Annotated in this window: 19 protein-coding genes; 10 read left to right on the top strand and 9 right to left on the bottom strand. The window is 71.4% G+C overall.

The window, feature by feature from the left end; all coding sequences use genetic code 11:
• Positions 1-31 precede the first annotated feature (31 nt).
• The gene (locus tag DEJ18_RS09630; protein WP_111211007.1) at positions 32-1,942 is read left to right on the top strand and encodes a glycoside hydrolase family 25 domain-containing protein; all 1,911 of its coding nucleotides are present in this window, start codon (positions 32-34) and stop codon (positions 1,940-1,942) included.
• Here DEJ18_RS09630 and DEJ18_RS09635 read toward each other — a convergent pair whose 3' ends face one another.
• The 4 genes from DEJ18_RS09635 to DEJ18_RS09650 all read right to left on the bottom strand — a co-directional run bounded on the left by DEJ18_RS09635 (position 1,943) and on the right by DEJ18_RS09650 (position 7,787).
• Positions 1,943-2,704 (bottom strand): polyprenol monophosphomannose synthase, encoded by a 762-nt coding sequence (locus DEJ18_RS09635; protein WP_111211006.1) that lies wholly within the window; start codon positions 2,702-2,704, stop codon positions 1,943-1,945.
• 75 nt (positions 2,705-2,779) lie between these two features.
• Positions 2,780-4,417, bottom strand: a complete 1,638-nt coding sequence (locus tag DEJ18_RS09640) for a DUF8201 family protein (RefSeq protein WP_111211005.1) — start codon at positions 4,415-4,417, stop codon at positions 2,780-2,782.
• Positions 4,418-4,441: 24 nt separating this feature from the next.
• Entirely contained in the window at positions 4,442-6,523 is a 2,082-nt protein-coding gene (locus tag DEJ18_RS09645; protein ID WP_111211004.1) for a hypothetical protein, read from the bottom strand.
• A gap of 232 nt (positions 6,524-6,755) precedes the next feature.
• On the bottom strand, positions 6,756-7,787 hold the full coding sequence (locus tag DEJ18_RS09650; RefSeq protein ID WP_111211003.1) for a glycosyltransferase family 2 protein: 1,032 nt from the start codon (positions 7,785-7,787) through the stop codon (positions 6,756-6,758).
• Between the two features lie 122 nt (positions 7,788-7,909).
• Here DEJ18_RS09650 and DEJ18_RS09655 point away from each other — a divergent pair, with 122 nt between their 5' ends.
• The 6 genes from DEJ18_RS09655 to DEJ18_RS09680 all read left to right on the top strand — a co-directional run bounded on the left by DEJ18_RS09655 (position 7,910) and on the right by DEJ18_RS09680 (position 15,892).
• Positions 7,910-10,477, top strand: a complete 2,568-nt coding sequence (locus DEJ18_RS09655; protein WP_111211002.1) for a glycosyltransferase — start codon at positions 7,910-7,912, stop codon at positions 10,475-10,477.
• 69 nt (positions 10,478-10,546) lie between these two features.
• Positions 10,547-11,443 carry an ABC transporter permease gene (locus DEJ18_RS09660; RefSeq protein ID WP_258376966.1) on the top strand — a complete coding sequence of 299 codons (897 nt, stop codon included), beginning with the start codon at positions 10,547-10,549 and terminating at the stop codon, positions 11,441-11,443.
• Positions 11,444-11,447: 4 nt separating this feature from the next.
• The gene (locus tag DEJ18_RS09665) at positions 11,448-12,689 is read left to right on the top strand and encodes an ABC transporter ATP-binding protein (protein ID WP_111211001.1); all 1,242 of its coding nucleotides are present in this window, start codon (positions 11,448-11,450) and stop codon (positions 12,687-12,689) included.
• Between the two features lie 59 nt (positions 12,690-12,748).
• The gene (locus tag DEJ18_RS09670; RefSeq protein WP_258376965.1) at positions 12,749-13,819 is read left to right on the top strand and encodes a glycosyltransferase family 4 protein; all 1,071 of its coding nucleotides are present in this window, start codon (positions 12,749-12,751) and stop codon (positions 13,817-13,819) included.
• Positions 13,816-14,688, top strand: a complete 873-nt coding sequence (locus tag DEJ18_RS09675; RefSeq protein WP_181434238.1) for a glycosyltransferase family 2 protein — start codon at positions 13,816-13,818, stop codon at positions 14,686-14,688. Before DEJ18_RS09670 ends, DEJ18_RS09675 begins: the two co-directional genes overlap by 4 nt.
• Before the next feature lie 58 nt (positions 14,689-14,746).
• Positions 14,747-15,892, top strand: a complete 1,146-nt coding sequence (locus DEJ18_RS09680) for a glycosyltransferase family 2 protein (protein ID WP_181434237.1) — start codon at positions 14,747-14,749, stop codon at positions 15,890-15,892.
• Here DEJ18_RS09680 and DEJ18_RS09685 read toward each other — a convergent pair.
• From DEJ18_RS09685 to DEJ18_RS09705, 5 genes are read right to left on the bottom strand one after another with little or no spacing between them, the layout of a single operon-like run.
• On the bottom strand, positions 15,889-17,805 hold the full coding sequence (locus tag DEJ18_RS09685) for a glycosyltransferase family protein (RefSeq protein ID WP_111210999.1): 1,917 nt from the start codon (positions 17,803-17,805) through the stop codon (positions 15,889-15,891). The genes DEJ18_RS09680 and DEJ18_RS09685 overlap by 4 nt on opposite strands.
• A gap of 2 nt (positions 17,806-17,807) precedes the next feature.
• Entirely contained in the window at positions 17,808-18,671 is an 864-nt protein-coding gene (rfbA, locus tag DEJ18_RS09690) for a glucose-1-phosphate thymidylyltransferase RfbA (RefSeq protein ID WP_111080505.1), read from the bottom strand.
• Between the two features lie 12 nt (positions 18,672-18,683).
• On the bottom strand, positions 18,684-19,295 hold the full coding sequence (locus tag DEJ18_RS09695) for a dTDP-4-dehydrorhamnose 3,5-epimerase family protein (RefSeq protein WP_111210998.1): 612 nt from the start codon (positions 19,293-19,295) through the stop codon (positions 18,684-18,686).
• Between the two features lie 27 nt (positions 19,296-19,322).
• On the bottom strand, positions 19,323-20,423 hold the full coding sequence (locus tag DEJ18_RS09700) for a glycosyltransferase family protein (protein ID WP_111210997.1): 1,101 nt from the start codon (positions 20,421-20,423) through the stop codon (positions 19,323-19,325).
• A 12-nt stretch (positions 20,424-20,435) separates the two neighbouring features.
• Positions 20,436-21,929, bottom strand: coding sequence for a glycosyltransferase family 39 protein (locus DEJ18_RS09705; RefSeq protein WP_181434236.1), 1,494 nt, complete (start codon positions 21,927-21,929; stop codon positions 20,436-20,438).
• 172 nt (positions 21,930-22,101) lie between these two features.
• Between DEJ18_RS09705 and DEJ18_RS09710 the strand changes: the two genes are divergently transcribed.
• The 3 genes from DEJ18_RS09710 to DEJ18_RS09720 are packed head-to-tail and all read left to right on the top strand — an operon-like array spanning position 22,102 to position 26,358.
• Complete coding sequence (locus tag DEJ18_RS09710; RefSeq protein ID WP_111210995.1) at positions 22,102-23,043, top strand: glycosyltransferase family 2 protein; 942 nt, start codon at positions 22,102-22,104, stop codon at positions 23,041-23,043.
• On the top strand, positions 23,036-24,694 hold the full coding sequence (locus DEJ18_RS09715) for a glycosyltransferase family 39 protein (protein ID WP_111210994.1): 1,659 nt from the start codon (positions 23,036-23,038) through the stop codon (positions 24,692-24,694). The genes DEJ18_RS09710 and DEJ18_RS09715 overlap by 8 nt, the downstream gene beginning before the upstream one ends.
• The gene (locus tag DEJ18_RS09720) at positions 24,691-26,358 is read left to right on the top strand and encodes a glycosyltransferase family protein (RefSeq protein WP_111210993.1); all 1,668 of its coding nucleotides are present in this window, start codon (positions 24,691-24,693) and stop codon (positions 26,356-26,358) included. Before DEJ18_RS09715 ends, DEJ18_RS09720 begins: the two co-directional genes overlap by 4 nt.
• Positions 26,359-26,373: the final 15 nt, after the last annotated feature.

Below are 26,373 nucleotides of genomic sequence, written 5' to 3' on the forward strand. Positions count from 1 at the left end.
AGGGGAACGGCCACGCACCGGGAGGACCGCCATGTCGCGCCTGCACCACCTGATGGTGATCTTCGGGCTCCTCGTCACGAGCCTGGTCGCGGTCCCGTCGGTCCCGGCACAGGCGGCCGTCGGCGACGCGACCGCGGCCGACGCCCCGGCCTCCGGCCGGTACTCCCCCGTGCGCGCGACGCGTGCGTTCAGCGGCGCCGTCGGGACGACGTGGAAGCGAGTGACCGTCGCCGGCACGAAGGGCGTGCCGCGGAACGCCGTCGCCGTGGTCCTCACGGTCGGGGTGGCATCGCCGACACGTGCCGGTGGGGTTCAGGTCGCGGCCGCCGGTACCGACAGCGCGCTGTCGGCACAGTCGTTCCGTGCCGGTCAGGGCATCGCGAACACCGCGACGGTCCGCTTGTCCGGCGGCGCGGTGCAGGTCCGGGTCACCGCAGGGAAGGCGACGGCCTTCCTCGACGTCGCGGGGTTCTACGGTGCCGGCGGCTCGTCGACGTTCACCCCGCTCGACCCCGCCCGGGTCTTCAGCGGGACCCGTATCGGTACGGCGCCGGTGACCGTCCCGCTCGCAGGGCGCGGCGGCGTCCCGACGACCGCGACCGCCGTCGCCGTGAACGTCACGGTCGAACGGCAGACCTCGGCCGGCAGTGTGCGTCTCAGCACGGCCGGCCAGGACCCGGCGGTGACGACGCAGGTCTTCGAGCGCGCCACTCCTGTCTCGAACAGCGCCGTCGTGGCACTCGCCCGTGGCGCGGCGCAGGTGAGGACCACGAAGGGCACCGCGACCGTGTCCGTCGATGTGACCGGCTACTACGCGACGACCGGCACCGGGTACGTCTTCACCCCCATGGACCCGGTGCGGGTCCTGTCCACCACCGCGTCGTCCGCACCGCGCACGATCCGGGTGACCGGCGTCGGCGGCGTGCCCGGCGTCGCGGCCGCGGTCGTGGCCACCACCACGGTGACCGCCCCCACGGCTACCGGTACGGTCCGGGTGACCGCAGCGGGCCGTGACACCCCGCTGGCGACGCAACGGCACGCCCAGGGGCAGTCGATCTCGAGTACGGTGATGCCGCTGCTCGTGGACGGAAGCGCGGTCGACAGGCGGCTCCAGGTACGGGTGACGACGGGGAGTGCGACGACCTCTGTCGACGTCTCCGGGTACTTCACCGCACCCGCCGCGGGCTCCGGCGTCGGGGCGGACCTCTCGTGGCCGCAGTGCCGCACAGCACCGTCGACCTGGCCGTCCGACCAGGCGTTCGGCATCGTCGGCGTCAACGGAGGCCGCGCGACGACCACCAACCCGTGCCTCGCGCGGCAACTGGCCTGGGCGGCGACGTCGCGCGGCGGCACGACGCAGCCGACCACGCAGCTGTACGTCAACACCGCGAACCCCGGTCGGGCGTTCGCCGACGACCCGACGCTCGCACGAGCGTCCTGGCCGACCACGAACCGTGACCCGGACGGTACCGCAGTCGCGGTCCCGCTCCGGTACGGCGTGTGCTCAGGAGGCGTAGCGGGTCTGTCCTCACTCGCCTGCTCGTACGTGTACGGCTGGAACCGCGCTCACGAGGACGTCCACGACCGCGGCGTCCCGTCCGGACCGTACCGCTGGTGGCTCGACGCGGAGACGGACGGCTCGTGGCAGTCGTCGCAGGCGCTGAACCGCGCGACGCTCGAGGGCATGACCGACATGTTCCGGTCGACCGGCGCCTCGGTCGGGGTCTACTCGTCGCCGGGCGAGTGGGCACAGCTGATGGGCAGCGTTCCCGCGAGCAGCCAGTTGTACACGCTTCCGACGTGGCGTGCGATCGGTCCGTCGACGCTGGCCACTGCCCAGACTGCCTGTTCCGCAACACCGTTCACCGCGGGCGGGCGGACCGAACTCGTGCAGTACGTCGAGGGCGGGTTCGATCGCGTCGTCAGCTGTGCCTCGCCGTGATCAGGACCGTCGGGTGCGCGGCCGGAAGCGCCGCTGCAGCCCCCACTGGGTCGTTCGGAACATCGCCTCGACGACGATCGCCTGGCTCATCTTCGAGACCCCGTGGACGCGGTCGCGGAACCGGATCGGGACCTCGACGATCGCGCCCCCGAGGTCGTGGACCCGGAGCGTCATGTCGACCTGGAAGCAGTACCCCTTCGAGTCGATCTCGTCCAGTGCCATCCGGGCGATCGCGTCGGCCCGGTAGACGCGGAAGCCCGCTGTGATGTCGTGGACGTCGAGCCCGAGCATGAACCGGGCGTAGGCGTTCCCGCCCCGGCTGAGCAGCTCACGGTGCTTGGGCCAGTCGACGACCGACCCGCCGGCGGTCCACCGCGAACCGATGGCCAGCATGACGTCGTCGGCCGGGTCGGCGTCCACCACGGCCGCGATCAGGGCCGGCAGACGGTCGGCCGGGTGCGAGCCGTCCGCGTCCATCTCGACCAGGAGGCCGTACCCGCGTTCGAGCCCCCACCGGAAGCCCGCCACGTACGCGGTCCCGAGCCCGAGCTTCCCCGACCGCCGGAGCAGGTGCACCCTGTCGTCGTCGGCCGCCCGCGCCGCGACGAGGTCGCCGGTCCCGTCGGGACTTCCGTCGTCGACCACGAGCAGGTGCGCGTCGGTGACCACTCCGAGGACCCGGTCGAGGATGTCGACCACGTTGTCGGCCTCGTTGTAGGTCGGGACGATGACGAGTGTGCGGGGGGCGGTGGTGTCAGCCATGGTTCTCTCTACGGTGTCGTACTTGGGCGGGTGTCATCGCCTGCCTCCGTCGTCGGCGGTCGGACCGACGGCGGTCTACGCGTGCCGACGTGCCGTCTCCGTGCGCGCATCGTCGTGGTCGAGGGCACCGTTCGTCAGGCCCTCGTGCGGATCCCCGACCATGTCCGCACCGTCGTGGCCCTCGGACCGGTCGGCACGCCCCTCGATCCTCGTCGGTGAGCGGAGTGCGGACACCGTGACCGCGACCGCGACCGCGAGCAGGAGCAGGGCGGTCGCGGCGACGAGCCCGAAGCCGACGGTGCCGATCGGCGTCTGGCCTGCCAACAGTCGGAGCCCGGTGCCCGTCACCTTGAGGTGGAAGCCCTCGTAGTAGCCACGGTAGGCGACAGACCAGCCGTAGAGCGTCATCAGCGCCGCGACCACGACGACGGTCCGACCGAGGCGACGACGGTCGTCCTCGGCCCGAACGAAGCGACGCCAGGCGATCGCGCTGAGCACGGCCAGGACCCCGACCAGCACGAAGTAGTACCGGCCCTGGATCCCGCCGATGGTCGTCGTCCGCAAGTACGTCGACCAGTTGTTCTGCAATCCGGCGACGAGCGTGAGGATCGGCAGGAGGGCGAGCAACCACGCAGTCCGCCGCGTTCTCCCTCGGAAGCCCCAGACGAGCACGACGCCGATGGCGACGACGCTGAGGGTCGCGATGACGATCGGGCTCGACGGGTACTGCAGCAACCCGTACTGTCCCCAGAAGGAGTTGATGACCCGGTTCCACTCGGTGTTGGCGAACCCACCGACGTCGGGGCCCTCGCCGGGTGCGAACTCCAGCGTCCGGATGGACTGCGGCAGGCCGGCCGGCTGCAGGGTGTGGAAGACCAGGACGTTCCGCACCCACCACCACGAGGTGGCGAGGACGGGCACGACGAGCACGACGGCGCCGCGGATCCACCGGCCCCGGCCGTGACCAGCGACGATCACCGCGACCACGGCGAAGGGGACGAGCGGCAGCGCCGTGGCCTTGAAGGACACGGCCGCGGCCGTCGCGATCGCGAGTGCCACGAGGGTGACCCACCCGCGGTCTCCCGTGATGACCCGGCACACGAGCCACACGACGACGGCACCGAGGATGATGACCGGGGTGTCGTTCGTGGCGGACGACCCGATGAAACCGACCTGCGGGATGAGGAACAACGACGCCGCGGCGACGAGCGCCGTCCGGGGCGACCGGGTCACGCGGCGGACTGCGGCCCAGACCACCAGGGGCAGCGTGCCGAGGATCGCGACGTTCATGAGCCGCATGGCGTAGAGGTCGACGTCCCAGCGGAGCTGCATGTACCCGATGAGGTGCAGCATCCCCGCGGCCATGGCGTACCAGGTCGGCGGGTGCTGCGTCATCTGGTTCGTGGAGCCGTTGCCCGGTGCCGACGCGATCAGCGCTTCGAGCGTCGGACGGTCGACCTGCAGGTACCCGAGCCCCTCGGCTTGACCGGCGCGGGTCGCTGCGAGCAGTTTCAGGTGAGCCGGATCGGGCCAACCGTGCCCCATGGCGAGCTGCACCGCCGCGTCCCAGTGGGCTATCTCGTCCGGTGACCCGAACAGCGGCTGCAGCGACGCCCAGACCACGAGGACCGCGACGAACGCCAGGACGATCGCGGTGATGGACAGTCGTTCGCGTCGGGACGGACGCACGGTGGTCCCAGGGTCAGTACGCACCCAGCCACCTTAGGAGATCCGGGCCTACTGCACCGTCACCGACGTGCACCGGAGCGTCGTGTCCGCGCCGCCGTTCGCGTCGACCGCGGACACGCAGACCTTCGAGACACCCTTCGGCGCGGGGACCGTCGCGACGTACCCGGCGTTCCCGCCGGCCGCTGGGTGGACCTTCGCCACGTCCGGGCGTGCCTTGCCGGTCTTCGACGCGGTGGCCGCGCTGCCGACGGAGACCCGGACGGTGATCGGGGCGGCACCGGTGTCCGGGTCGTACGCCCAGCCGTTCACCGTCACACCACCGCTGACCGGCGTCACCGAGTCGAGTCGTCCGACCGGGGAGCTCCCGACCTCGACCGTCCGGCAGCCGAGGGTCGGGTTGCCCGAGCCGGCCCCGGTGTTGATCGCGTAGACGCAGACCTGGTGCTTCCCCGACTTCGCCGAGAGCGTGGTCTCGTAGCCGTGCTTCGAGCCGAATGCCGGGTAGGCCGAGCCGATGTCGGGACGCACGGTGCTGGCGGGGATGCGGCGACCGACACCATCGACGTACACGTCGACGTTGATCGGGTTCGCGGTGTCTCCGTCGATCGCCCATCCGCGGACCGCGATGCCGCCCGGCACGGCGGTGACCGCGTCGACGCGACCGTCGGGCACGGACCCCACCGCACGCACCGTCGTGCAGGAGCCGAGCGGGGCGTCGCGGCCTGCCCCGACGTTCACAGCGGTGACACACACCTTCTGGGAACCGCTGGTGGTGGGGATCGTGGCCTCGTACCCGTGCACCGACCCGGCCGTGGGGTAGGCCTTGCCGACGTCGGCGCGGGTCCGGTTGGCCGGCACCTGTGTGACCTTGCCGCCGATCGAGACCTTCACCGTCAGCGCGGTCTTCGGCTGGTTCGGGTCGTAGGTCCAGCCTCGGACGGCGATGCCGCCCACGACGGTCTTGACGGAGTCCACGCGGCCTTCCGGAGCGGCCTTCGTCACCGTGACGGTCTTGCAGCCGAGGCTCTGGTTGCGGTTGCCGTCGACGCTGATCGCGGACGCGCACACCTCGTGCTTGCCCACTCCGGCGTTGATCGTCAGGTCGAAGCCGTGGGCGTCACCGGAGCCGGGGTAGGCCTTGCCCACGTCGGGTCGGCTGGAATCGGCGGTGTAGCCCGCGCCGGCCGAGTCGACGAAGACGTGCACCCGCGCAGCGGCGGTCGTGGTCTGGTCGATGGCCCAGCCCCGCACCCGCACCGCGTCGCCGGCGTCGACCACCGAGTCGAGCCTGCCGATCGGCTTCGACGAGGCGGTGGGCGACCCGAACCAGTCGTTGTACATCCGCCAGAAGTTGCGGTTGCCGTAGGCCGAGCAGGAGTCGCCGGTGCCGTAGAGGTTGTTCAGCGCCGCCGTGTTCGGGGTGTACGGCGTGTAGTAGTAGAGCGCCGCGGTCGCCTTGTTCTGCACGGTGACCGACTTCGTCCCGCAGGAGACCGGCACGTTGTACTGGATCTGGCGGACGCCGCCCGGGTTGAACCAGGTGAAGTAGTTGCTCGTGCCGGCGGGGTTGCCGTAGCGCTTCCACTGCCAGGCGGACCAGTAGACCTGGTTGCCGACGCCCGCGTAGGCCGGGTCGCAGCGACCGCCGACGTTGTCGGGGCAGGCGTAGCCCATGGCCCGCTCGAGGCGGCTCGCCGAGGGGTTGCGCGCGACGCTGCCGTTGATGAGGCTCTGCTCCTTCTGGAGCGTCACCAGGAGGACCTTCGGGCTGATGCCGCAGGCCATCGCGACGCGCGAGATCATCACCGCCGCGGTGAGGTTCGACCCGCCGGTGACCGCACCGCACATCGGGTCGCTGCCGCGGGAGTTCATGCTGAACCGCCCGACGTTGAGGCAGGAACTCGAGGCGCAGGTCCCGATCTGCGAGGTGAGGAACGACTGGATCTGCGCGGCCGACATCGCGTCGCCGTCGTAGAAGTTCGCGTCCGAGATGATGTTGCCCGCCGAGAACGACGAACCGGTCACGGCGGAGGCCGCGTCCTGCGAGGCGTTCGGACCGGACAGCTGGAATCCGACCAGCACACTCGCGACCGCGAGCACGCTCGCGATGATGGCGACGACCTTCTTCACGTCGTTGGGCCTTCCCTTGGGCGTCGACGGGGTTGGTGGCGTGCGCGAAGCACTCTGTGCTGGCGGTCGACCCCTGACGAACGACCGGAACACACGGGTCACATCAGGCTACCTGGATCACATCGATCACACAGCCCCCAGATCGGCCCCCGAACGGGAGGCCCGGCTCCTCGCCGGTACGGACGCTGTGGTCCGCGTACCCCGGACCGCGGCGCGGCACCTGAACGTCGGTTCAGACGTCGGGAGCGAGGGCCGCTTCCACCCGCCGACGCGCTGCTGCGTCGAACCCGTCGGCACGGCGGGCGCGACGTGCGTGGCGGAGCACCGCAGGGGCCTCCCGGCACAGTCGCCACCACGCTGCGGGCGTGAGTTGCGCCGAGGCCGGCCGCAGGAGGTCGCGGACGAGGCGACCCGCGGTCCGGACGACCACCCGGAGGGCGAAGCCCGCCGAGGCGTTCCGGAGCACGACCGCGAGCCGGTTCCGCATGCTCTGGGAGCGCACGAGTGGCGAGTCGCTGCCGGAGCTGGCCGCGTGGCGGTGCACCACCACCGCGTCCGGGGCGTGCCGGATCTCGTAGCCCGCGAGTCGGAGGCGCCACGCGACGTCGAGGTCCTCGTAGTACATGAAGAGGGACGGGTCGAAGCCACCGACCTCGGTGAGCGGCCCCCGCCGCAGGAACACCGCGCCCCCGGAGAACCCGAACAGGGGTGCGGGCTCCGGGGCGTCGTCGAGCGGGCGGAGCCAGTCGCGGTCACGACCGTTGCCGGACCGGTCGAGCACGACGCCGGTGCCGTTGACCAGGGTCTGGCCGGTCTCGGCCCGCCGCCAGCGTCGGCCGTCGGCCGCGACGAGGTCGTCCGCGGACCGAGCGGTGGCGGGGTCGATCGGCACGAACCGACCCTCGAGGACCGCGGTCGCGGCGACGGCGGCCACCCGGGGCCCGGCCGCCGCGAGCACGGCGAGCCCACGGTCGAGGAACCCGTGGTCCGCGACGGCGTCGTTGTTGACGAGCACCACGACCTCGCCCGAGGACGCGGCGATCCCCCGGACGACCCCGCCCGCGAACCCGGTGTTCGTCGGCTCGGCCACGACGACGACGTCGGGGTGGTCGGCACGGTACCGAGCGACCGTCGCGTCGTCGGCCTCGTTGACGACGAGCACCACCTCGACCGAGCCGTCGACGCGCTGCGACAGCACGGACGCGAGGGCCCGCCGGGTGAGCTCGGGCTGGTGCCAGTCGATGATGACCACGGAGACGTCCACGGCGTCAGTCTCCCAGGTCGCCCGGATCCGAGGACCGCGTCGGTATAGTCGTACCCGCCTTCCGCAGGCACCATGCCCGCTCCCGTGGGCACCACCGCCAGCCGACGTATGGAGTCCGTTCCGTGTCCACCTCCGCGCCCCGCGTTTCCGTCGTCGTCATCAACTTCCGGGGGACGGACGACACGCTCGAGTGCATCGCCCGCCTGAGCGAGGTCGACTGGCCGGCGGACCGCCTCGAGATCGTCGTCGTCGAGAACGGCTCCGGCGACGACAGCGAACAGCGCCTCCGCGCAGCGCTCGGGGAGCAGCAGAACGTCAAGATCATCGTGTCGGCGGAGAACCTCGGGTTCACCGGTGGCAGCAACCTCGGCGCGCGTGAGGCGAGCGGCGAGGTCGTCGCCTTCCTCAACAACGACGCCAAGCCCGACGTGAACTGGGTCAAGGAGGGCATCGCAGGCTTCGCGCCGAGCCCCCGCGTGGCCGCCGTCGCGAGCAAGGTCCTCGACTGGGAGGGCAAGACCATCGATTTCGTCGAGTCCGGCCTCAGCTGGTTCGGGATGGGCTACAAGAACCACATCGCCGAACTCGACGACGGTCGTTTCGACGAGCCGCAGGACCTGCTGTTCGGCACCGGCTCGGCGCTCTTCGTCCGTCGCGAGGTCTTCCTCGAGGTCGGCGGCTTCGACGAGGGCCTGTTCATGTTCTACGACGACGTGGACCTCGGCTGGCGCCTCAACCTGCTCGGCTACCGCGTCCGGTTCGCCCCGCGGTCCGTCGTCTACCACAAGCACCACGGGTCGATGAAGTCGTTCGGCGACCACCGCGAGATGTACCTGCTCGAGCGGAACGCCCTGCACCTGCTCTACAAGAACCTGTCGGACGAGAACCTCGGCACCTTCCTGCCCGCGGCCCTCGCACTGCTCGCCCGGCGCGCCGTGGCGAAGAGCGGTCGCGACTCGGAGGAGTTCGACATCCGTCGCTTCACCGGGGCCCCGGACGAGTTCGACCCCACCACCCCGATGTCGAAGGAGGCCGTCGCCGGCCTGTACGCCCTCGACCAGTTCGTGTCGGACCTCCCCCGACTGTCGGAGGAGCGCCGCCGGATCCAGGGCCAGCGCGTCAAGACCGACAAGGAGGTCTTCCGGCTCTTCGGCGACGCCTTCAAGCCGCTGTTCGAGGACGGGTACTTCCTCGAGGGCTACCAGGCGATCATCGAGGCGTTCGACGTCGAGCAGCCGATGCACCGCACCCGTGTGCTCGTCATCACCGGGGACGCCCTCGGCGCAAAGATGGCCGGGCCGGGCATGCGCGCGTGGAAGATCGCCGAGGCGCTCAGCGAGCACAACGACGTGCGCCTGGTGACCTGGAACGTCGCGAACCGCAAGACCGACCGCTTCGAGGTGTCCCGCGTCCCGCTCCAGCACGAGCGCGCCATGCGGGAGCACGAGGAGTGGGCCGACGTCATCTTCTTCCAGGGCTACGCGCTGCACCACTTCCAGACGCTGCAGCAGTCGAACAAGATCATGGTCGTCGACCTCTACGACCCGATGCACCTCGAGCAGCTCGAGCAGGCACGTGACAACGGCGACGTCGGCTGGCGCAACCAGGTGACCTCGACGACCGAGGTCATCAACCGCCAGCTCGAACGCGGCGACTTCTTCCTGTGCGCCTCGGAGCGGCAGCGGCTGTTCTGGCTCGGCCAGCTCGCCGCGGTCGGTCGGGTCAACCCGGACAACTACCTCGCCGACGACAACCTGAACAAGCTCATCGCGATCGCACCGTTCGGCATGGACTCCACGCCGCCGGAGCACGAGCGCAAGGCGATCCGCGGCGTCACGCCCGGCATCGGCGAGGACGACAAGGTCGTCATCTGGGGCGGCGGCATCTACAACTGGTTCGACACCCCGTCCCTCGTCCGCGCGATCGCCAAGGTCGCCGAGACGCACGACGACATCCGGTTGTTCTTCCTCGGCGTCGCGCACCCGAACCCGGACGTGCCGGAGATGGCGATCGTGTCGGAGACGCGCCGGATCAGCGACCAGCTCGGACTCACCGGCAAGCACGTGTTCTTCAACGAGCAGTGGGTCGCGCTCGACGACCGGCAGAACTACCTGCTCGAGGCGGACGCGGGCGTCAGCACGCACTTCGCGCACATCGAGACGACGTTCTCGTTCCGTACCCGCATCCTCGACTACATGTGGGCGAACCTGCCGATCGTCACCACCGACGGCGACAGCTTCGGTGACCTCGTCGCGGCCGAGGGCATGGGTGTGGCGGTCAAGGAGCGCGACGTCGACGGCCTCGCCGCGGCGCTCGAGTCGATGCTCTACGACCCCGAGGCGGCGCAGTCCGCCCGTGACGCGGTCAGCCGCGTCCGCGAGGGCTTCACCTGGGAGAAGGCGCTCGCGCCCCTCGTCGAGTTCTGCAAGGACCCGTCCGTCGCGGCCGACCGCGCGCACGAGGCCGCCGTCCCGGCCGGGTCGCTCGCGGCGGCGAGCCGTCCCCGCGTGCAGCTCAGCCCGGCGCGCCAGCGCGAACTCCAGTTCCACCAGATCGCGAACAGCCGCCACGGCATCACCCGCGACGTCCGTCTCGCCACCTGGTACCTCCGCGAGAACGGCGTCTCGGGGCTCCGCGACAAGGTGCAGAACCGCGTTCGCATCATGCGGGAGAGCAAGAACGGACGCTGACGTCCGGCGGCCGTCCCCGGTCGCCGATGTACAGTTGTCCGTCGCCCGCGTCGAATGTGAGGAACCCCTTTGAGCAACATCGTCACCGAGCGGTTCGAGCGACTCCGGCAGGAACGGATGATCCCGGCCGGACGACCGGCCACCGCGGTCATCGGATCGCTCCGCGAGATCTTCGCGCACCGGCAACTGCTCGACCTGCTGATCCGTCGCGACCTCAAGTCGCGGTACAAGGACAGCGCACTCGGCTTCGCATGGACGCTGATCCGCCCGCTCGTGCAGCTGGCGATCTACTACTTCGTCCTCGGCGAGATCCTCGGAGCCTCCCGCAACATCCCGGAGTTCGCGATCTACGTGTTCTCCGGCCTGACGCTGTATGGGCTCTTCAGTGAGATCGTCGCCGCGGGCACGGCGTCCATCGTGTCGAACGGTGGCCTCATCAAGAAGATCTACCTGCCCCGGGAGATCTACCCCCTGGCCAGCGTCGGGGCGGCGCTGTTCAACTTCGGCGTCCAACTCGTCGTGCTCCTCGCCGCGGCGATCCTGCAGAGCGGGTTCGCCTGGGTCCGCCTCGACCTGTTCTACTTCGTGCCGTCGGTCCTGGTCGTCCTGATCTGGGCGACCGCACTGGCACTGCTGCTCGCCGCGCTCAACGTCTACCTGCGCGACATGCAGTACCTCGTCGAGGTGCTCGTGCTCCTGCTCATGTGGGCGTCACCGATCGTCTACAGCTGGCAGATGGTCGCCACCCGCGCGCCGGAGTGGCTCCTCACGATCTACACGTCCAACCCGATCACGCTGGCCGTCCTCGGCATCCACCGGGCGTTCTGGACCGCGGGCGCCGACTCCGAGTACCCGTCGCACCTGCTCCTCCGCCTGGTCGTCGCGGGCGTCGTCGGCCTGGTCGCGCTCCTCGTGTGCCAGCGTGTGTTCGCCAAGCTGCAGGGCAACTTCGCCCAGGAGATCTGACCTGATGAGCATCGACAACGACACCACCCAGGAGACCCGCTCCCCCTTCACCGACGCGCCCGCGGTCGTGACGGTCAAGAACGTCTCCAAGCGGTTCACCATCCGGAAGGACAATTCGCTCAAGGAGCGTGTCGTCACCCTGGGCCGCGCCGGACGACGCCACAGCGAGGACTTCTGGGCGCTCAAGGACATCAGCCTGGACATCCCGGCCGGCACGACCATCGGTCTGCTCGGGCCGAACGGGTCCGGCAAGTCGACCCTGCTGAAGACCATCGGTGGCATCCTCGAGCCCACCACCGGCTCCGTCGAGCGTCGCGGGCGGCTCGCCGCGCTCATCGAGCTCGGTGCCGGTTTCCACCCGGACCTCACCGGCCGCGAGAACGTCTACCTGAACGCGGCGATCCTCGGCCAGACGCAGGAGGAGACCGAGGCGCGCTTCGACGACATCCTGCAGTTCTCCGGCATCGGGGACTTCATCGACACGCAGGTGAAGTTCTACTCATCCGGCATGTACGTGCGACTGGCCTTCGCGGTCGCGATCAACACCGACCCCGACGTGCTGCTCGTCGACGAGGTCCTCGCCGTCGGCGACGAGCAGTTCCAGAAGAAGTGCCTCGACAAGATCCGCGAGTTCCAGGAGCAGGGCCGCACGATCATCCTGGTGTCGCACTCCCTCGGTCAGGTGCAGGAGCTCTGCGACTCCGCCGTCGTACTGCACCACGGTGAGGTCAAGTTCCAGGGCTCCGCCCGGCTCGCGGTGAAGAACTTCCGCGAGATCCTCGAGGGTCGCCGTGTCGCCGAGGCCGAGGCCGCGCACCCGGAGGAGGACGCGAACCCGGGCAAGGTCGAGCACGTCGAGCTCGAGATCCCCGGTCGGGCGCCGGGCGAGGAGCACCACCACGGCGACGACCTCGTCGTCCGTGCGACCTTCTCGCACACCGATGTCCTGCCGGAGTGGCGAGCGGGCATCAAGATCGAGAACCACCTCGGGCACCCGGCGTTCGGCGTGGACAGCCGGCAGCTCCAGACCCGGCACGACCCGCTCCGCGGTTCGGCGACCGTCGAGTGGCACCTGTCCGACCTCCGTCTCGGCGGCGGCCAGTACTTCGTGCACGTGTTCCTGGCGAAGCCGAACGGCGAGCACATCGTCATCGAGCGTGAGGCTGCCCGGTTCGTGGTGGTCGACGAGGACACGCAGTCCGGCATCGCCTGGACGAAGACCACCGAGCGCCAGGTCAAGGGCTGACGTTGGGGGCACTCCCGGTGCTGGTCGACGCCACGTCGGTCCCGCCGAACCGAGGCGGCGTGGCGCGGTACATCTCCGGGCTCCTCGCCGGACTGGCGGACCTCGACGTGCGCGTCGACGTCGTGGCGAAGCCGGGCGACGTCGACTGGCTGCGCGGGATCGCCCCGGCGCACCGGTACCACGCGGCGCCCGGCTGGACTGCGTCCCGCCCGCTGCGACTGGCGTGGGAACAGACCGGTCTCGCCACCCTGACCCGACGCGTCGGCGCCGAGGTCCTGCACAGCCCGCACTACACGTTCCCGGTGCTCTGTGCCTCCCGGACGGTGGTCACCCTGCACGACGCGACGTTCTTCAGCGACCCGGCCGCGCACTCCCCGCTCAAGGTGCGCTTCTTCCGCGTCTGGACCCGACTCGCGCGACGTCTGGCGCGCGCCACCGTCGCACCGAGCGCCGCGACGGTCCGCGAGCTCGACCGGTTCGCCGGGCGACCGCGGCGCGCGACGGTGGTGGCGCACCTCGGCGTCGACCGCTCGCTGTTCCACCCGCCCTCGGAGGCCGACCTGGCCGCGTTCCGCACCGCTCACGAGCTCGCCGACGGTGACGACTGGATCGCGTTCCTCGGCACGGTCGAGCCCCGCAAGCGTGTCCCGGAGCTCATCGCGGCGCACCGTGCGCTCGTCGCCGGAGGCGCGGTGGTCCCGCCCCTGCTGGTGGCCGGCGGCCTCGGCTGGGACGAGACGGCGGTGCGCGAGCTCACGGCCGCGGGCGACCACGCCGGTGCACCGCTGCGCCACCTCGGCTACCTGCCGGTCGACGAGCTCCGGGCGTTCCTCGGCGGCGCCCGCGTCGTGGCGTACCCGAGCATCGCGGAGGGCTTCGGGCTCCCCGTGCTCGAGGCGATGGCGTCCGGCGCGGACGTCCTGACCACCGACCGGCTGGCGATCCCCGAGGTCGGCGGCGACGCGGTGACCTACACCGAACCGGACGCCGAGCCGATCCGGGTCGCGTTGGGACGGCTGCTGGCGGACGAGCCCGCAACTCGTGCCGCACGCGTCGCCCGGGCTCGGGAGCAGGCCGAGGGCTTCAGCTGGACCGCGTGTGCCGAGGCGCACCTCGGGGTGTACCGGTGAGCGCCCGCGACACCCGGGGTGGCGCCTCGGCCCGTGCGGCGATCGTCACCGTCTCCTACAACTCGGGCGACGTCCTGCCGCCGTTCCTGACCTCCACCGCGCAGGCGAGCGCCGCCGGCGTCGAGGTGGTGGTGGTCGACAACGACTCCGCCGACGTCGACGCGCTCCGTGCCGTGACCGAGGCCGCGGGCGCCCGCTTCCTGGCGCTCGGCGAGAACCGCGGGTACGGGGCGGCGGTGAACCGCGCAGTGGCCACGCTCCCACCCGACGTCCGATGGGTCCTCGTGTCGAACCCGGACGTCGTCCTCGGACCGGGAGCCCTCGACCGGCTCGTCACGACGGCCGACGCGGATCCCTCGATCGGTGCTGTCGGTCCTCGGCTGCTCGAGCCGGACGGCGCCGTCTACCCGTCGGCCCGACTCGTCCCCTCGCTCCGCACCGGGCTCGGGCACGCGGCATTCGCCAACGTCTGGCCCGGCAACCCCTGGACCCGGCGCTACCGTCAGGACGGCGAGCACGGTGGGCGACGGGACGCCGGCTGGCTGTCCGGGGCGTGCGTCCTCGTCCGTCGTGACGTCTTCGACCGCCTCGGGGGCTTCGACGAGGGCTACTTCATGTACTTCGAGGACGTCGACCTCGGTTGGCGCATCGGCCGTCTCGGCCTCCGGAACGTCTACGAGCCCGACGCCACGGCGACCCACATCGGCGGCACCGCCACCCAGGGCGCGTCCGAGCGCATGCGTCGTGCCCACCATGAGAGTGCGTACCGCTTCCTGGCGCGGAAGTACCCGGCCTGGTGGCTGTGGCCGCTCCGGGTGGTGCTCAAGACGGCCCTCGCCGTGCGCGCCCACGCGACGCACACCCGCTGACACGGTATCGTCGCCCGATCCGACCACGCTCCTCTCCCCCGACCCGGAAGCACCGCGCATGATCCTCGCCGTCACCCTGATGGTCCGCGACGAAGCGGACGTCATCCCCGCATGGCTCGACCACCACCTGGCCCAGGGGTTCGACGTCTTCGTCATCACCGACAACGGCTCGGTCGACGGCACGGCCGAACTCCTCGCCGCCTTCGCCGAGCGTCCCGACGTCACGGTCGACCTCCGCTCCGACCCGGTGCACCGGAAGCAACAGGGCACCGTCGTGACCGGCATGGCCCGGGACGCCGCGAGCATCCACTCCGCCGACTGGGTCGTCAACGCCGACGCCGACGAGTTCGTCCTCCCCGTCGACCGTTCGCTGACCGTCCGGCAGGTCTTCGAACGCCTCGACCCCGCGATCGGCGCGTTCACCGTGCCGGTCGTCAACCTCACGGGCATGCTCGCCGAGTCCGGCAGCGGGATCGAGCGGCTGCACTGGCGCGACGAGCGATCCGTCGCGGAGCTCGAGGCGATCGGGCTCCTCGGCCCGCCGAGCACGAACGCGGTGCACGTCGGCGACCCCGAGGTCGTCGTCGTGCAGGGCAACCACCAGGTCAGCGTCGCGAACCGTGCCCCGGTGCCGTCCGGTCTCGAGCTCGAGGTCCTGCACCTGCCGTGGCGCTCCTGGGCGCAGTACGAACACCGCGTCGACGTCAGCGGGCGTGCCTACGAGGCGAACCCCGACCTGACGCCGAGCCCGCGCCACCACGGGATGCGCGACCTCCACCGTCTGCGCGAGGGTGTCCTGCAGGCGACCTTCGCCCTGCGCTTCGTCACCGACGAGGACGCGGCCGCCGGACCCTTCACCCGTGACGACGGCATCGCCGACGCGCTCCGACGGGCGGGGTCGACCACGCTCGACGGCGCTGGCGACCCGGTCGTGACCGAGGACGAGCTCCGGCGTCTGCAGGCCCTGGGCCACGCGATCGTCGACCGCGACCAGCGGATCGCGTCCCTGGAGGACGCCGTCCGGGCGGGCGAGGCGACCGCGGACACGCTGCGCGCGACCGTGCAGTTCGAACGGGACCGTGCCGAGGCCGCCCTCCGCGAGCTCGCCGTGCGCGATGCGGAGCTCGCCGCGATGCACGCCCGCCGGGTCGTGCGGATCACGGACCGCGCGACCGAGGCCGTCCGGCGTCTCCGGAAGCGCTAGCCGACCGAGCGGCGCTGCCGGACCGCGTCGAGCAACACCTCGGCCCGCCGGACGAAGGCGTGTTCGGCACCGACACGCCTTCCGCGGTCGACGCGATCGGCCGCCGACGCGGTCTCGCCCTGTCGGACGAGTGCGCGGAGGTCCGCGACCGACGCGTACGTGCGCACCGCCCCGTGGAACAGCTCCTCGACCCCCGGCACCGGATCGGTGACCACGAGGGCACCCGTCGCCGCGGCGTCGAACAGCCGGTTGGACACGAAGCCGTCACGGGCCATGTCGTCCCAGTGGTCGTTCAGCACCACGCGGGCGCTGCGGTACAGCGCGGGCAGTTCGTCGTTCGGCACGAAGACGCCCCGGTGGACGCCGTCCGGCAGCAGCCCCTCCCAGCCCTCGCCCCACACCGCCAGGTCGAGACCGGCCGCGACGGCGTCCCGCACGACCGGCCGGAAGACCGCCCGGGTCTTCCCGACGAACGCCGTGTCCAGCCCGGCGTACCGGGGGTCGACGGGGCCGGGGTGGAACCGCGCGGGGTCCGTGGCCTGCAGGAGCGGCTCGACGTGGAGTCCGGTCTCCGCGGACACCCGGGAGGCCCAGACCGGCCCGGCCGCGAACCGCAGGTCGTACCGCGCCAGCTCGGCGCCCGTCACGAGGTCGGGGTGCGAGATCACCCAGAGCACGTTCGTCGCCGACGGGTGCACGGGGGTGTCGTCGAGCCCGCGGAGCGTCAGGGTGACGTCGTCCAGGTGTTCGGACAGCGGGCGGACGTGGGACTCGCGGTGGTCGACCACGACCTCCTGCCCGAGTGACCGCAGTGCGGCGGCGAGGTCGTGTGCGAAGAAGGTGTCGCCCCAGTCGTCTCCGCGCGGACCGGGGTGCGCGGCGATCCGGACCGACCAGCGCAGCCGCTCCCCGCGGTCGCGCAGGGCGAGCCGCTCCGGACCGCGCTCGACCCGCAGCACGGGCTCCCGGAGGGCGACCGGTGCCCCGGCGGGCTCGGCGCTCGGCTCCCCCGGTACGAGCCCGGCCCGCGCGAGCGCGTGCACGGCGTCGTCGTCCGTCCGGGTCCGCCACCGGGTGAGCGCTTCGGCCGCGTCGGTGTCGTAGCGCCGCTCGCGGAACGCACCGGTGCGGTACACGCGTCCGAGCGCCACGACCACGCAGGTCCCGCCGCCGGCGTCCGCGCTGTCCCGGGTCAGTCGTGCGACCGCCGTGCGGGTGTCGACGGTCCGGACCGGGACCGCGAGGTCCGCGGTGCGCACGGCGAAGCAGGGCTCGTCCCCCGCGAACACCACGGCGCCGTCCAGCAGGTCGGCGTCCTCGACCGGGTGCCCGCGCAGCAGGGACGCGACCGGTGCGGTGCGCTGGACGAGTGCGGCGCCGGCACTGGCGACCACGTCGTCACCGGTGCGGACGACGGCCAGGGCGACCCGGGCCTGGCGGGCCTCCCCGTCGAGCGCCGCCACGAGTCGGCCGTGTGCCGTTCCGGGCATCGTGACCGAGGCGTCCTGCACCACCGTGACGGCGCTCCGCAGCAGCGGACGCGCGGCCGCGACCGCGCCACCCCACGTCGCGGCGACCGTCGCCCGCGCGACGGCGTGGTCCTCACCAGCCGACACCGGCGGGTAGGTGCTCGTCGGGCCGGCGTGCAGGTCGTACACGCTGACCACGACGCCCACCGCGCCGGCCTCGCGTGCCGACCGCACCACGGCGCGGTGTTCGCCCGCGCGGTACGCCGACTCGGCCACCGTGACCAGGACGTCGAACCCGTCGGTGCTCGGCCGCGGCGGCTCCGTCACGAGCGACGTGTCGACCGGGAGGCGCGGCTCGACCGGTTCGAGCGCCGTCGGCGTCGACGCGGCCGCGTCGGCACCTCCGGTCGGACCGAGGAGCCGGCGCCACCCGGACCGGGCCACCGTCAGCCGCGCAGCAGGTTCTGCAGGTAGACGCCGTACCCGCTCTTCGCGAGCGGTGCCGCGAGCGCGGCGAGAGCGGCGTCGTCGATCCACCCGTTGCGCCAGGCGATCTCCTCGATGCAGCCGATCTTGTGACCCTGACGGTCCTCGATGACCTTGACGTACTCGGAGGCCTGCATCATCGACTCGAACGTGCCGGTGTCGAGCCAGGCGGTACCGCGGTCGAGCACCTCGACACCGAGCGTGCCGGCCTCGAGGTAGCGCTCGTTGACGGTGGAGATCTCGAGTTCGCCACGCGCGCTCGGCTCGATCGTCTTCGCGATCTCGACCACGTCGTTGTCGTAGAAGTAGAGCCCGGGCACGGCGTAGTTCGACTTCGGCTCGGCGGGCTTCTCCTCGATCGAGACCGCGGTGAAGTCGTCGTCGAACTCGACGACGCCGTAGGCCTTCGGGTCGGCGACGTGGTAGGCGAAGATCGTGGCGCCCTGCACGGCCGTGTTCTTCGTGAGGCTCGTGCCGAGTCCGGTGCCGTGGAAGATGTTGTCGCCGAGCACGAGGGCGACGCTGTCGTCGCCGATGAACTCCTCGCCGATGACGAACGCCTGCGCGAGGCCGTCCGGCGACGGCTGCACGGCGTACTCGATCGTCATGCCGAGTGCCGAGCCGTCCCCGAGGAGTGCCCGGAACTGGTCGTTGTACTCCGGCGTCGTGATGACGAGGACCTCGCGGATGCCGGCCATCATGAGCGTCGACAGCGGGTAGTAGACCATCGGCTTGTCGTAGATCGGCATGAGCTGCTTGCTGATGCCCTTGGTGATCGGCCAGAGGCGGGTGCCGGAACCGCCGGCCAGGATGATGCCCTTCATGGCGATGCGTCCTTACTCGTTCGTGGTGCGGAGGGACTCGGTGTAGGCGAGGCACTCCTCGTACGTCGGCAGCAGCCCCTGCTCGGCAGCCTGCTCGAGGGTCGGTGCGCTGGTGTCCTTCTCGGAGAGGACCGGCTCGCCGATGCCGTCGGGGAGCTCGAGGCCCACGGTCGGGTCGAGGATGCTGATCCCCTTCTCGCGCTGCGGGTCGTAGTGGGCGCTCACGAGGTAGTTCACCGTCGAGGCGTCCTCGAGGGCGACGATCGCGTGGCCGAGGCCCTCGGACAGGTACACGGCGCGGCGGTCGACGTCGTCGATGCGCACGGAGTCCCACTGACCGAACGTCGGCGAACCGACGCGGATGTCGATGATGTAGTCGATGAAGGCACCACGGACGGCGGTGACGTACTTCGCCTGGCTCGGCGGTACGAGGGCGTAGTGGATCCCGCGCGCGACGCCGCGCGACGAGATCGACATGTTCACCTGGCGGAGGTCGAGCGGGTGTCCGACGGTCTCCTCGAGCACGTCGGCTCGGTACGCCTCGAGGAAGGCCCCCCGAGCGTCACCGTGCTGGACCGGGGTGAACTCCCAGGCGCCTTGGATCTTCAGTTCGCGGATCTGCACCGGGGCAGCCTAGCAAGAGGCCCGGGTTCAGAGCCCGAGGGCCGCCCGCCAGTCGCGCTCGTCGGTGACGACCCGCTCGGCCCGCACGTACGCCTGGGCACGGGCGACCCGCTCGTCGGTCTCCCGGAACGCCGTCAGCAGGGAATCCCGCCATGACGCCGGGTCGTCCGACGCCAGCAGCCCGCCGTGCGCGTCGACCCCCGCGTACGACGGACGGTCCGACCCGACGAAGGGCAGCCCGAGCATCGCGTACTCCAGGAACTTCAGGTCGCTCTTGGCGTCGTTGAACCGGTCCCCGGTGAGCGGCGCGACCCCTGCGGACCACCGGTCCGCGTGCGCCCGGAGGAACGTCACGAAGTCGGGGTAGTGCGTCGCCCCCTCCGGCAGTGCCAGGCGGTCGAACCAGGTCGCGTCGCCGGCCGTCACGCCGACGACCTCGAGCCGGACCGGGCGCCCCGCGTCGTCGACCAGTCCGTCGAACACCGGCCGGAGCAGCGCGAGGTCGTCGCCGTGCGTCGCGGACCCCATGTAGAGGACCCGGCGCGGGCCTGCCGGGTCGGGGCGGCTCGGGCCGTCGCCCCACATGCCCGGCTGCACCGCGTTCGGGACGACGACCGCGTCGACGCCGACCGCGGCGAGCACCGCGCGCAGCGGCTCGGTGGAGGTCACCACCGCGTCGGCGGCGCGGACCACACGCTCCACGGCGGCGAGCCGGTCGGGGTCGTACTCGGCGCGCGCGAGCCGGGCACGGGCCTCCTGGCTGAAGAAGTCGTCGTCGACCTCGGCCACGATCCGGGTGCCCTCGCGACGGGCGCGTTCGAGTGCCGCGTCGAGCGACGCGAGCGGGAAGGCGTCCCGCTGCACGAGCAGCACGTCGATCTGTGCCGTGTCCGAGCCGTCGGCCCACCGGACCGGGTCGACCTGGGCGACGCGGGCCGCCCCGGACACGGCGAGTGCCGACATCCGCCCGGTCACCCGGATGTGCGCGGAGGCGGGGTGGACACCGCCGGCGCCGTGCACGACGAAGCCGACGAGGGGAGCGTCCGTGGTCGGATCGCTGACCGGCCGGTCGTCTGGTCGGCGCTGGCTGCTGAGGAACCGGGCGACCCGGGAGCGCATCGACGTCACCCCGTCATCCTGTCACGCGGGGATCGCTGCCTCGTCGGCGGTGGTCGGCTGCGTGGCGGATGCCGGTCGTCGGAGCGACACGGCCCAGACCATCGTGACCACCGCGACGAGCGCCACGACCGCGAGGACGACGGCCACCCGGCTCACGACGAGCGTCACCGGCTCGTGGAACGCGGGCGTCGTGAGGTCCACGATGTCGAACCAGTCGTACCCGGCTGCTGCGACCCACACGGTGACCAGCACGGGTGCCAGGCGTCGGCCGGCCCCGGCGAAGCCGATCGCCATCACGACGGCGAGGACCGGGACGAGCGGCAGTCCGTACCGCGCCTGGGCTGCTCCGCCCTGCATGGTGAACCGCACCTGCAGGTAGACGATGAGCACGAAGACCGCGACGAGCATGAGGGCGACGAGCACGTCGGCGACACGACCGGTGGCCTGCACCGCACGTCGCCGGTGCCGCCCGGTGCCGGTCGGCGCGGCGTGGGCTGCCATCGCGCCGGTCGCCGCAGGGGAACGACCGTTGCGGCGGAGCGCCGGGACCACCGCCACCACGACCGCGAGCAGGAGCGGCGCGACGAGCAACGCCCACGGCCACAGGACGTCGATCGTGAAGTGCCCGCGGAAGACCGAGAAGACGCCGGTCCAGAACTCGGGGTCGGTCACCGTCTCGACGAACCCGTGCTGCCGGCGCTGCAGGTGCTCGGCGGCCCACTCCGGCTGACTGCCGGCGATGTTGCCGGTGAGCCGCTGGTTGCGGAGGAAGAACCAACCGGCGGCGCCGACCGGAGCGGCGGCGGCGATCACGACGGCGACGACCTTGCCGCCCAGGGTGTTCCACCAGCCGGCACCGCGGGCACAGACGAAGGCGACGAGCACGGCGACGACGAACACGGCGAAGGAGAGTCGACTGAGCATGCCCCCGGCAGTGACCACGGCAGCTGCCACCACCAGGCCTGTCGACAGGCCACGTCGGAGCGCCGTGGCGGCGACACCGATCGCGAGCGCCCCGAACCCGACGTTCGGCAGGTCGTTGTAGACGGCACCGCCGACCAGCAGGAACATCGGCGTCAACGACGTGATGACGGCGGCGAGGCAGGCGGCGAGGGGCCGGGTCGGCAGGACGCGCCGCGGGGCCCACGCGACAGCGACCACGGTGAGCCCGGCGAGGAGTGCGTTCACCACGCGTCCCGCCAGGACCGCGTGGTAGAGCTCGCCGCCGTCCCAGATCGGTCCGACGACCGGTGCGAGGAGCGCGTAGAAGAGCGGCGGGTGCTGTGAGACCCACTGCGCCGGCGGCAGGACACCGAACGGAGGGTCGATCGTGAGCCCGTCCTCGAACACAGGCAGGTACCCGTGCCAGAGGGACACCGCGTAGTCGAAGTGCGCGGCCTCGTCCCCGGAGTTGAACGGCGGCGAGCTGAAGCCGATCGCGACGGAACCGAAGACGGCGAAGAGGGCGGCCGCGATGACGATGCCGGTGTGGAGGGACGGGATCGGGCGGCGCACGGTGATCGATCCTCCCACAGCACCGAAAGAACCGACTCACGCTCACCGTTGCGCCCGTCGTTCCGGTGGCGAGTCGACGAGATCACGTATGGTGAACGCGGCCCGAAACGCTCCCGCGCGTCATCACCTCGTGCACGCGCGCCCAACGACCAGATCGAGACGCCCGAACGCAGTGAAGCTCTTCATCCAGATCCCGTGCCTCAACGAGGAGCAGACGCTCCCCGCAGTCCTCGAGACGATCCCGCGGTCCATCCCCGGCATCGACGAGATCGAGATCCTCGTCATCGACGACGGTTCCACAGACCGCACCGTGGAGGTCGCGAAGGCCCACGGCGTCACGCACTTCGTGCGCCACGCGCAGAACATGGGCCTCGCCCGGTCGTTCCGCGACGGTGTCGACTACGCGCTCCTGCACGGCGCGGACATCGTCGTCAACACAGACGGCGACAACCAGTACCCGCAGGCGCAGATCGCAGATCTCGTCCAGCCCATCCTCGAGAACCGCGCCGAGATCGTGATCGGCGACCGGCAGACGCGCACCATCGAACACTTCTCCGGGTTCAAGAAGCTCATGCAGCGCTTCGGCTCCTGGGTCGCCAGCCGTGCCGCCGGCCTGGACCTGCCGGACGCGGCGAGCGGCTTCCGCGCGTACTCCAAGTACTCGCTCATCCGTCTCAACATCGTCACGCGGTTCAGCTACTGCATGGAGACGATCGTGCAGGCCGGGTACAAGCGGATCGCCATCGCGAGCGTGCCGATCACGACGAACGCCAAGACCCGCGAGTCCCGGCTGTTCAGCAACATCTGGCAGCACATGTTCGAGTCCGGTTCCGCGATCGCCCGCGTCTACCTCATGTACCGGCCGATGGCACTGTTCGCGTCGGTCAGTGCCGTGCTCGCCATCTGCGGGCTGATCCCCTTCGTCCGCTACCTGGTGTTGCTCTACACCGACTCGGGCGGCAACCACCTGCAGTCGCTCCTCCTCGGACTGGTGCTGATCATCACCGCGGTCCTCTCGATCACGATCGGCGTCGTCGCCGACCTCACCCGCCTCAACCGGACGTTGGCGGAGGAGCAGCTCGACCTGCAGAAGCTCGCGCGCTACGGTGACTGACGCCGCACCTCCGGTACGTCGCCACGAACGGGTCGTCGTCGCCGCGGTGACGGCGTCGTTCGGCGTGCTGCTCGTGCTGTGGGCCGCCCTCGTGCCGGCGTTCCAGGCTCCGGACGAACGAGCACACTTCGACGCCGCCGTCCACGTGGCGATCGGGGACGGTTGGCCGGATCCCGGCGACCTCCGCGTGCTGGAGGCGGTCGACCGCGCGGCGAGCGCTCCCGACCGGGACAGCGCCCCGACCATGGGCGAGCTCCTGCGGTCGACCGGGGCGGCTCCGTCCGACACCGTCGACCAGATGACGCAGCACCCACCGACCTACTACGCCGTGGCGGCAGCTGTGCTCCACCTGGTGGACTTCGAGTCCCTCCGGCCCGACGTCGCACTGCTCGCGGTCCGGCTCCTCGGCGCGCTCATCGTGATGCCGCTGCCGGCGCTCGCCTGGGCCACGGTGCGACGCGTGACCCGGTCGCCCCGTGCAGCGCTGGTCGGCGGGTTCGCCGTCCTCGCCGTCCCGGAGCTCGCCTCCATCGGCGCATCGGCGTCGAACGACGCTCCCGTCGTGCTCTTCGCGGCGACCACGGTGTGGCTCGCGGTCCGTGTCGTCACGGGCGACGACCGGGTGCGCACGGCGGTCGCGCTCGCACTGTCCCTCGGTGTCGCGATCCTCTGGAAGGGCACCGCACTCCCCCTGATCCCCTTCGTCGCGGTCGCGTTGCTCGTCGGACCGGTGCGTCGCCCCGGGGTCGCGCCGCGCGTGATCCGGGCGCTCTGGGTCCTCGCCGTCGCTGCCGTCGCCGGTGCGTGGTGGTGGGTGCGCAACATCCTCGTGTTCCACACGCTGCAGCCGAACGGCTTCACGGCGCTCCGTCCGCCGAAGCCCTTCCCGACCGGGACCGGTCCGGACCCCGCGGCGTTCGCCGACGTGTCGTGGTCGACCATCGCCCGCACGTTCTGGGGCAGCTTCGGCGGACGTGCGCAGTGGATCCTCTCCCCCGTGGTCTTCGAGACCGCGACGGTCCTCGGGCTCGGTGCCGTGCTCGTCTGGGGGTTCCGTCGAGCGCCAGGGCTCCGCGTCGCGATCACGCTCGCGGTCCTGCCCGCGACCATCTTCGTACTGCAGACCTCGAACGCCTGGGGCAGCTACCTCTCCACCACGTTCATCGGCGCCACCCAGGGCCGGTACTACTTCCCCGCGATGCTCGCGTTCATCTCCCTGAGCGCCATCGCCTGGCGACGTGCCGTCCACACCGGGACGGGACGTCGTCGGTTCGCCGTGGTGGTCTCCGCGCTCTCGGCCGGGCTGGCGGTCTACGGCCTGCTGTTCACCTACGGGAGCGTCGCCGAGCACTCCCGGGTCCGGGTCACCCCGCGCGGGCTCGAGGTGCTCGCTGCGTCGTCACCGGTGCCGGTGTCGCTGATCGTGGCAGGTTGGGTCGCCGTGGCGCTGGTGCTCGCCGCTGCCGTGGTGATGGTGGCCACGCTGCAGCCCGCAGCTGGCCGTGGTGCCCGGGACGAACGCCCCGACGTCCCGGAGTCCGGCCCGGACAGCACCGAACGGCCCGACGCCGGACAGGACCACGACCGGCGGACGGCGCCACCGGTCGCGCACGGACCTGCCGCTGACAGCCGAGAGGGAACGACCGCATGAGGCCCACCACGAGCTCGCACCCTCCGGTCGGCCGCCGTGAGCTCACCACCGTCGTCGGGATCACCGTGGTGTTCGGACTCGTCCTCGCCCTCTGGGCGTACGTGAACCCGTCGCTCCACGGACCCGACGAGCTCGCCAATGTCGACGCCGTGATCCACCTCGCCATGGGTCAGGGATGGCCGTCAGCCGGGGACCTCCACTACCTGCAGGGCCTGCTCGCGCAGAACGTGCCGGCACACCTGCCCGCTGCGGTGGACCGACCCGACTTCGCCGCGATCGTCGGCGACGGCTCCGAGGACACCCTGGTCAACCCGATGTCGCAGCACCCGCCGACATGGTTCCTGGTGCAGGCGGTGGTCGCGCACCTGCTCGACTTCGCCGACCGTCGCTGGGACATCGTCGTGCTCGGCATGCGACTCGTCGACGTCGCGGTCATGCTCCCCGTGCCGGCACTCGTCTGGGCGAGTGTCCGGCGAGCGACGCGGTCACCGCGGACGGCCGTGACCGCGACTGCGCTCCTCCTGGCCGTGCCGCAGCTCGCACAGCTCGGTTCGTCGGTGTCGGTCTGGGTGCCGGTGATCACCGCGGGAGCGCTGACGACCTGGCTCGCGGTGCGCGTGCTCACCGGCGACCGTTCATGGTGGACCGTCGTGGCACTCGGCGGTGCCCTCGCCGTCGGCACCGCGATGATGGCCGGAGGCGTGATCGCCGTCCCGTTCGCGCTCCTCGCCGTGTTGGTCGCGCGGAACGGGACCGGAGCCCTGGGCCGCGTGCTGCGGGGGCTCGTGGTCCTCGCCATCCCCGCCGCCATGACCGGCTGGTGGTACGTGGTCCAGGCCGTCCGGACCGGGACGCCACAGCCGGACCCCTTCCCCGCCGTGTCCATGGCGTGGCCGACGGACGAGTCACCCGCTCCCACCCAGTTCGCCGGCGCCTTCTGGAACGGCATGTCGAACTCGTTCTGGGGTCTCCTCGGTCGCTACGAGTGGCCGCTGTCGTCCGTCCTGGTGGACTCGTTCACCGTCATCGCGCTGACCGCCGTGGTCTGGGGCGGGACGCGGCGCACCGCCGACCGTCGCACCATGCTGATCGCCGGGCTCTTCCCCGCGACGGCACTCCTCGTCGTCCTCGCCCGGGACTGGGCCACGTACGCCAGTCACCTCGGCGTCACGGTCAACCAGGGACGGTTCCTCTTCCCGGCGCTGGCGGCGCTCCTGGTCGTCCAGGCCTGCGCTTGGAGAGTGCTGGTCGAGCGTGACGTCGTGCGGGTCCGGCTCGCCCGTGCAGTGCTCGTCGTGACTCCGCTGGTCGCGGTCGCGGCGCTCGGTCTGCTCTACTCCGGGTCCTACGAAGAACTCGTCTTCCGCATCTCCGCCGCCGGATACCGGACGCTCGCCGGTTCGGTGCCGTACGGCCCCCTTCCGGTGGTGGCGCTGACCGCCGCCGTCGCCGTCGTCGGGCTGGCGACGCTCGTCCTGGCATGGCTCCTCGCGGGGCGACCAGGTCCCCTGCGCCGAACGGCCCCTGCAGACAGCACGGCGGTCGACACCGACGGCGGTGCCGCGACCGACACGGGCACCGATGACACCCGCGCTGCACCCGCCGCAGTGGCCGCATCGTCTGCGGAACAGACCGACCACGACGCCGACCACGGCTCCCGCTAGACTCACCGCCGACCG

The sequence above is a fragment of the Curtobacterium sp. MCSS17_015 genome, from assembly GCF_003234265.2.
In the GTDB taxonomy this organism is placed as follows: Bacteria; Actinomycetota; Actinomycetes; order Actinomycetales; family Microbacteriaceae; genus Curtobacterium.

What these genes read in the sequence shown, in the direction of transcription:
- DEJ18_RS09630 (WP_111211007.1), top strand. Translation starts at nt 32, where the DNA reads ATGTCGCGCCTGCACCACCTGATGGTGATCTTCGGGCTCCTCGTCACG.
- DEJ18_RS09635 (WP_111211006.1), bottom strand. Translation starts at nt 2,704, where the DNA reads ATGGCTGACACCACCGCCCCCCGCACACTCGTCATCGTCCCGACCTAC.
- DEJ18_RS09665 (WP_111211001.1), top strand. Translation starts at nt 11,448, where the DNA reads ATGAGCATCGACAACGACACCACCCAGGAGACCCGCTCCCCCTTCACC.
- DEJ18_RS09680 (WP_181434237.1), top strand. Translation starts at nt 14,747, where the DNA reads ATGATCCTCGCCGTCACCCTGATGGTCCGCGACGAAGCGGACGTCATC.
- rfbA (WP_111080505.1), bottom strand. Translation starts at nt 18,671, where the DNA reads ATGAAGGGCATCATCCTGGCCGGCGGTTCCGGCACCCGCCTCTGGCCG.
- DEJ18_RS09720 (WP_111210993.1), top strand. Translation starts at nt 24,691, where the DNA reads ATGAGGCCCACCACGAGCTCGCACCCTCCGGTCGGCCGCCGTGAGCTC.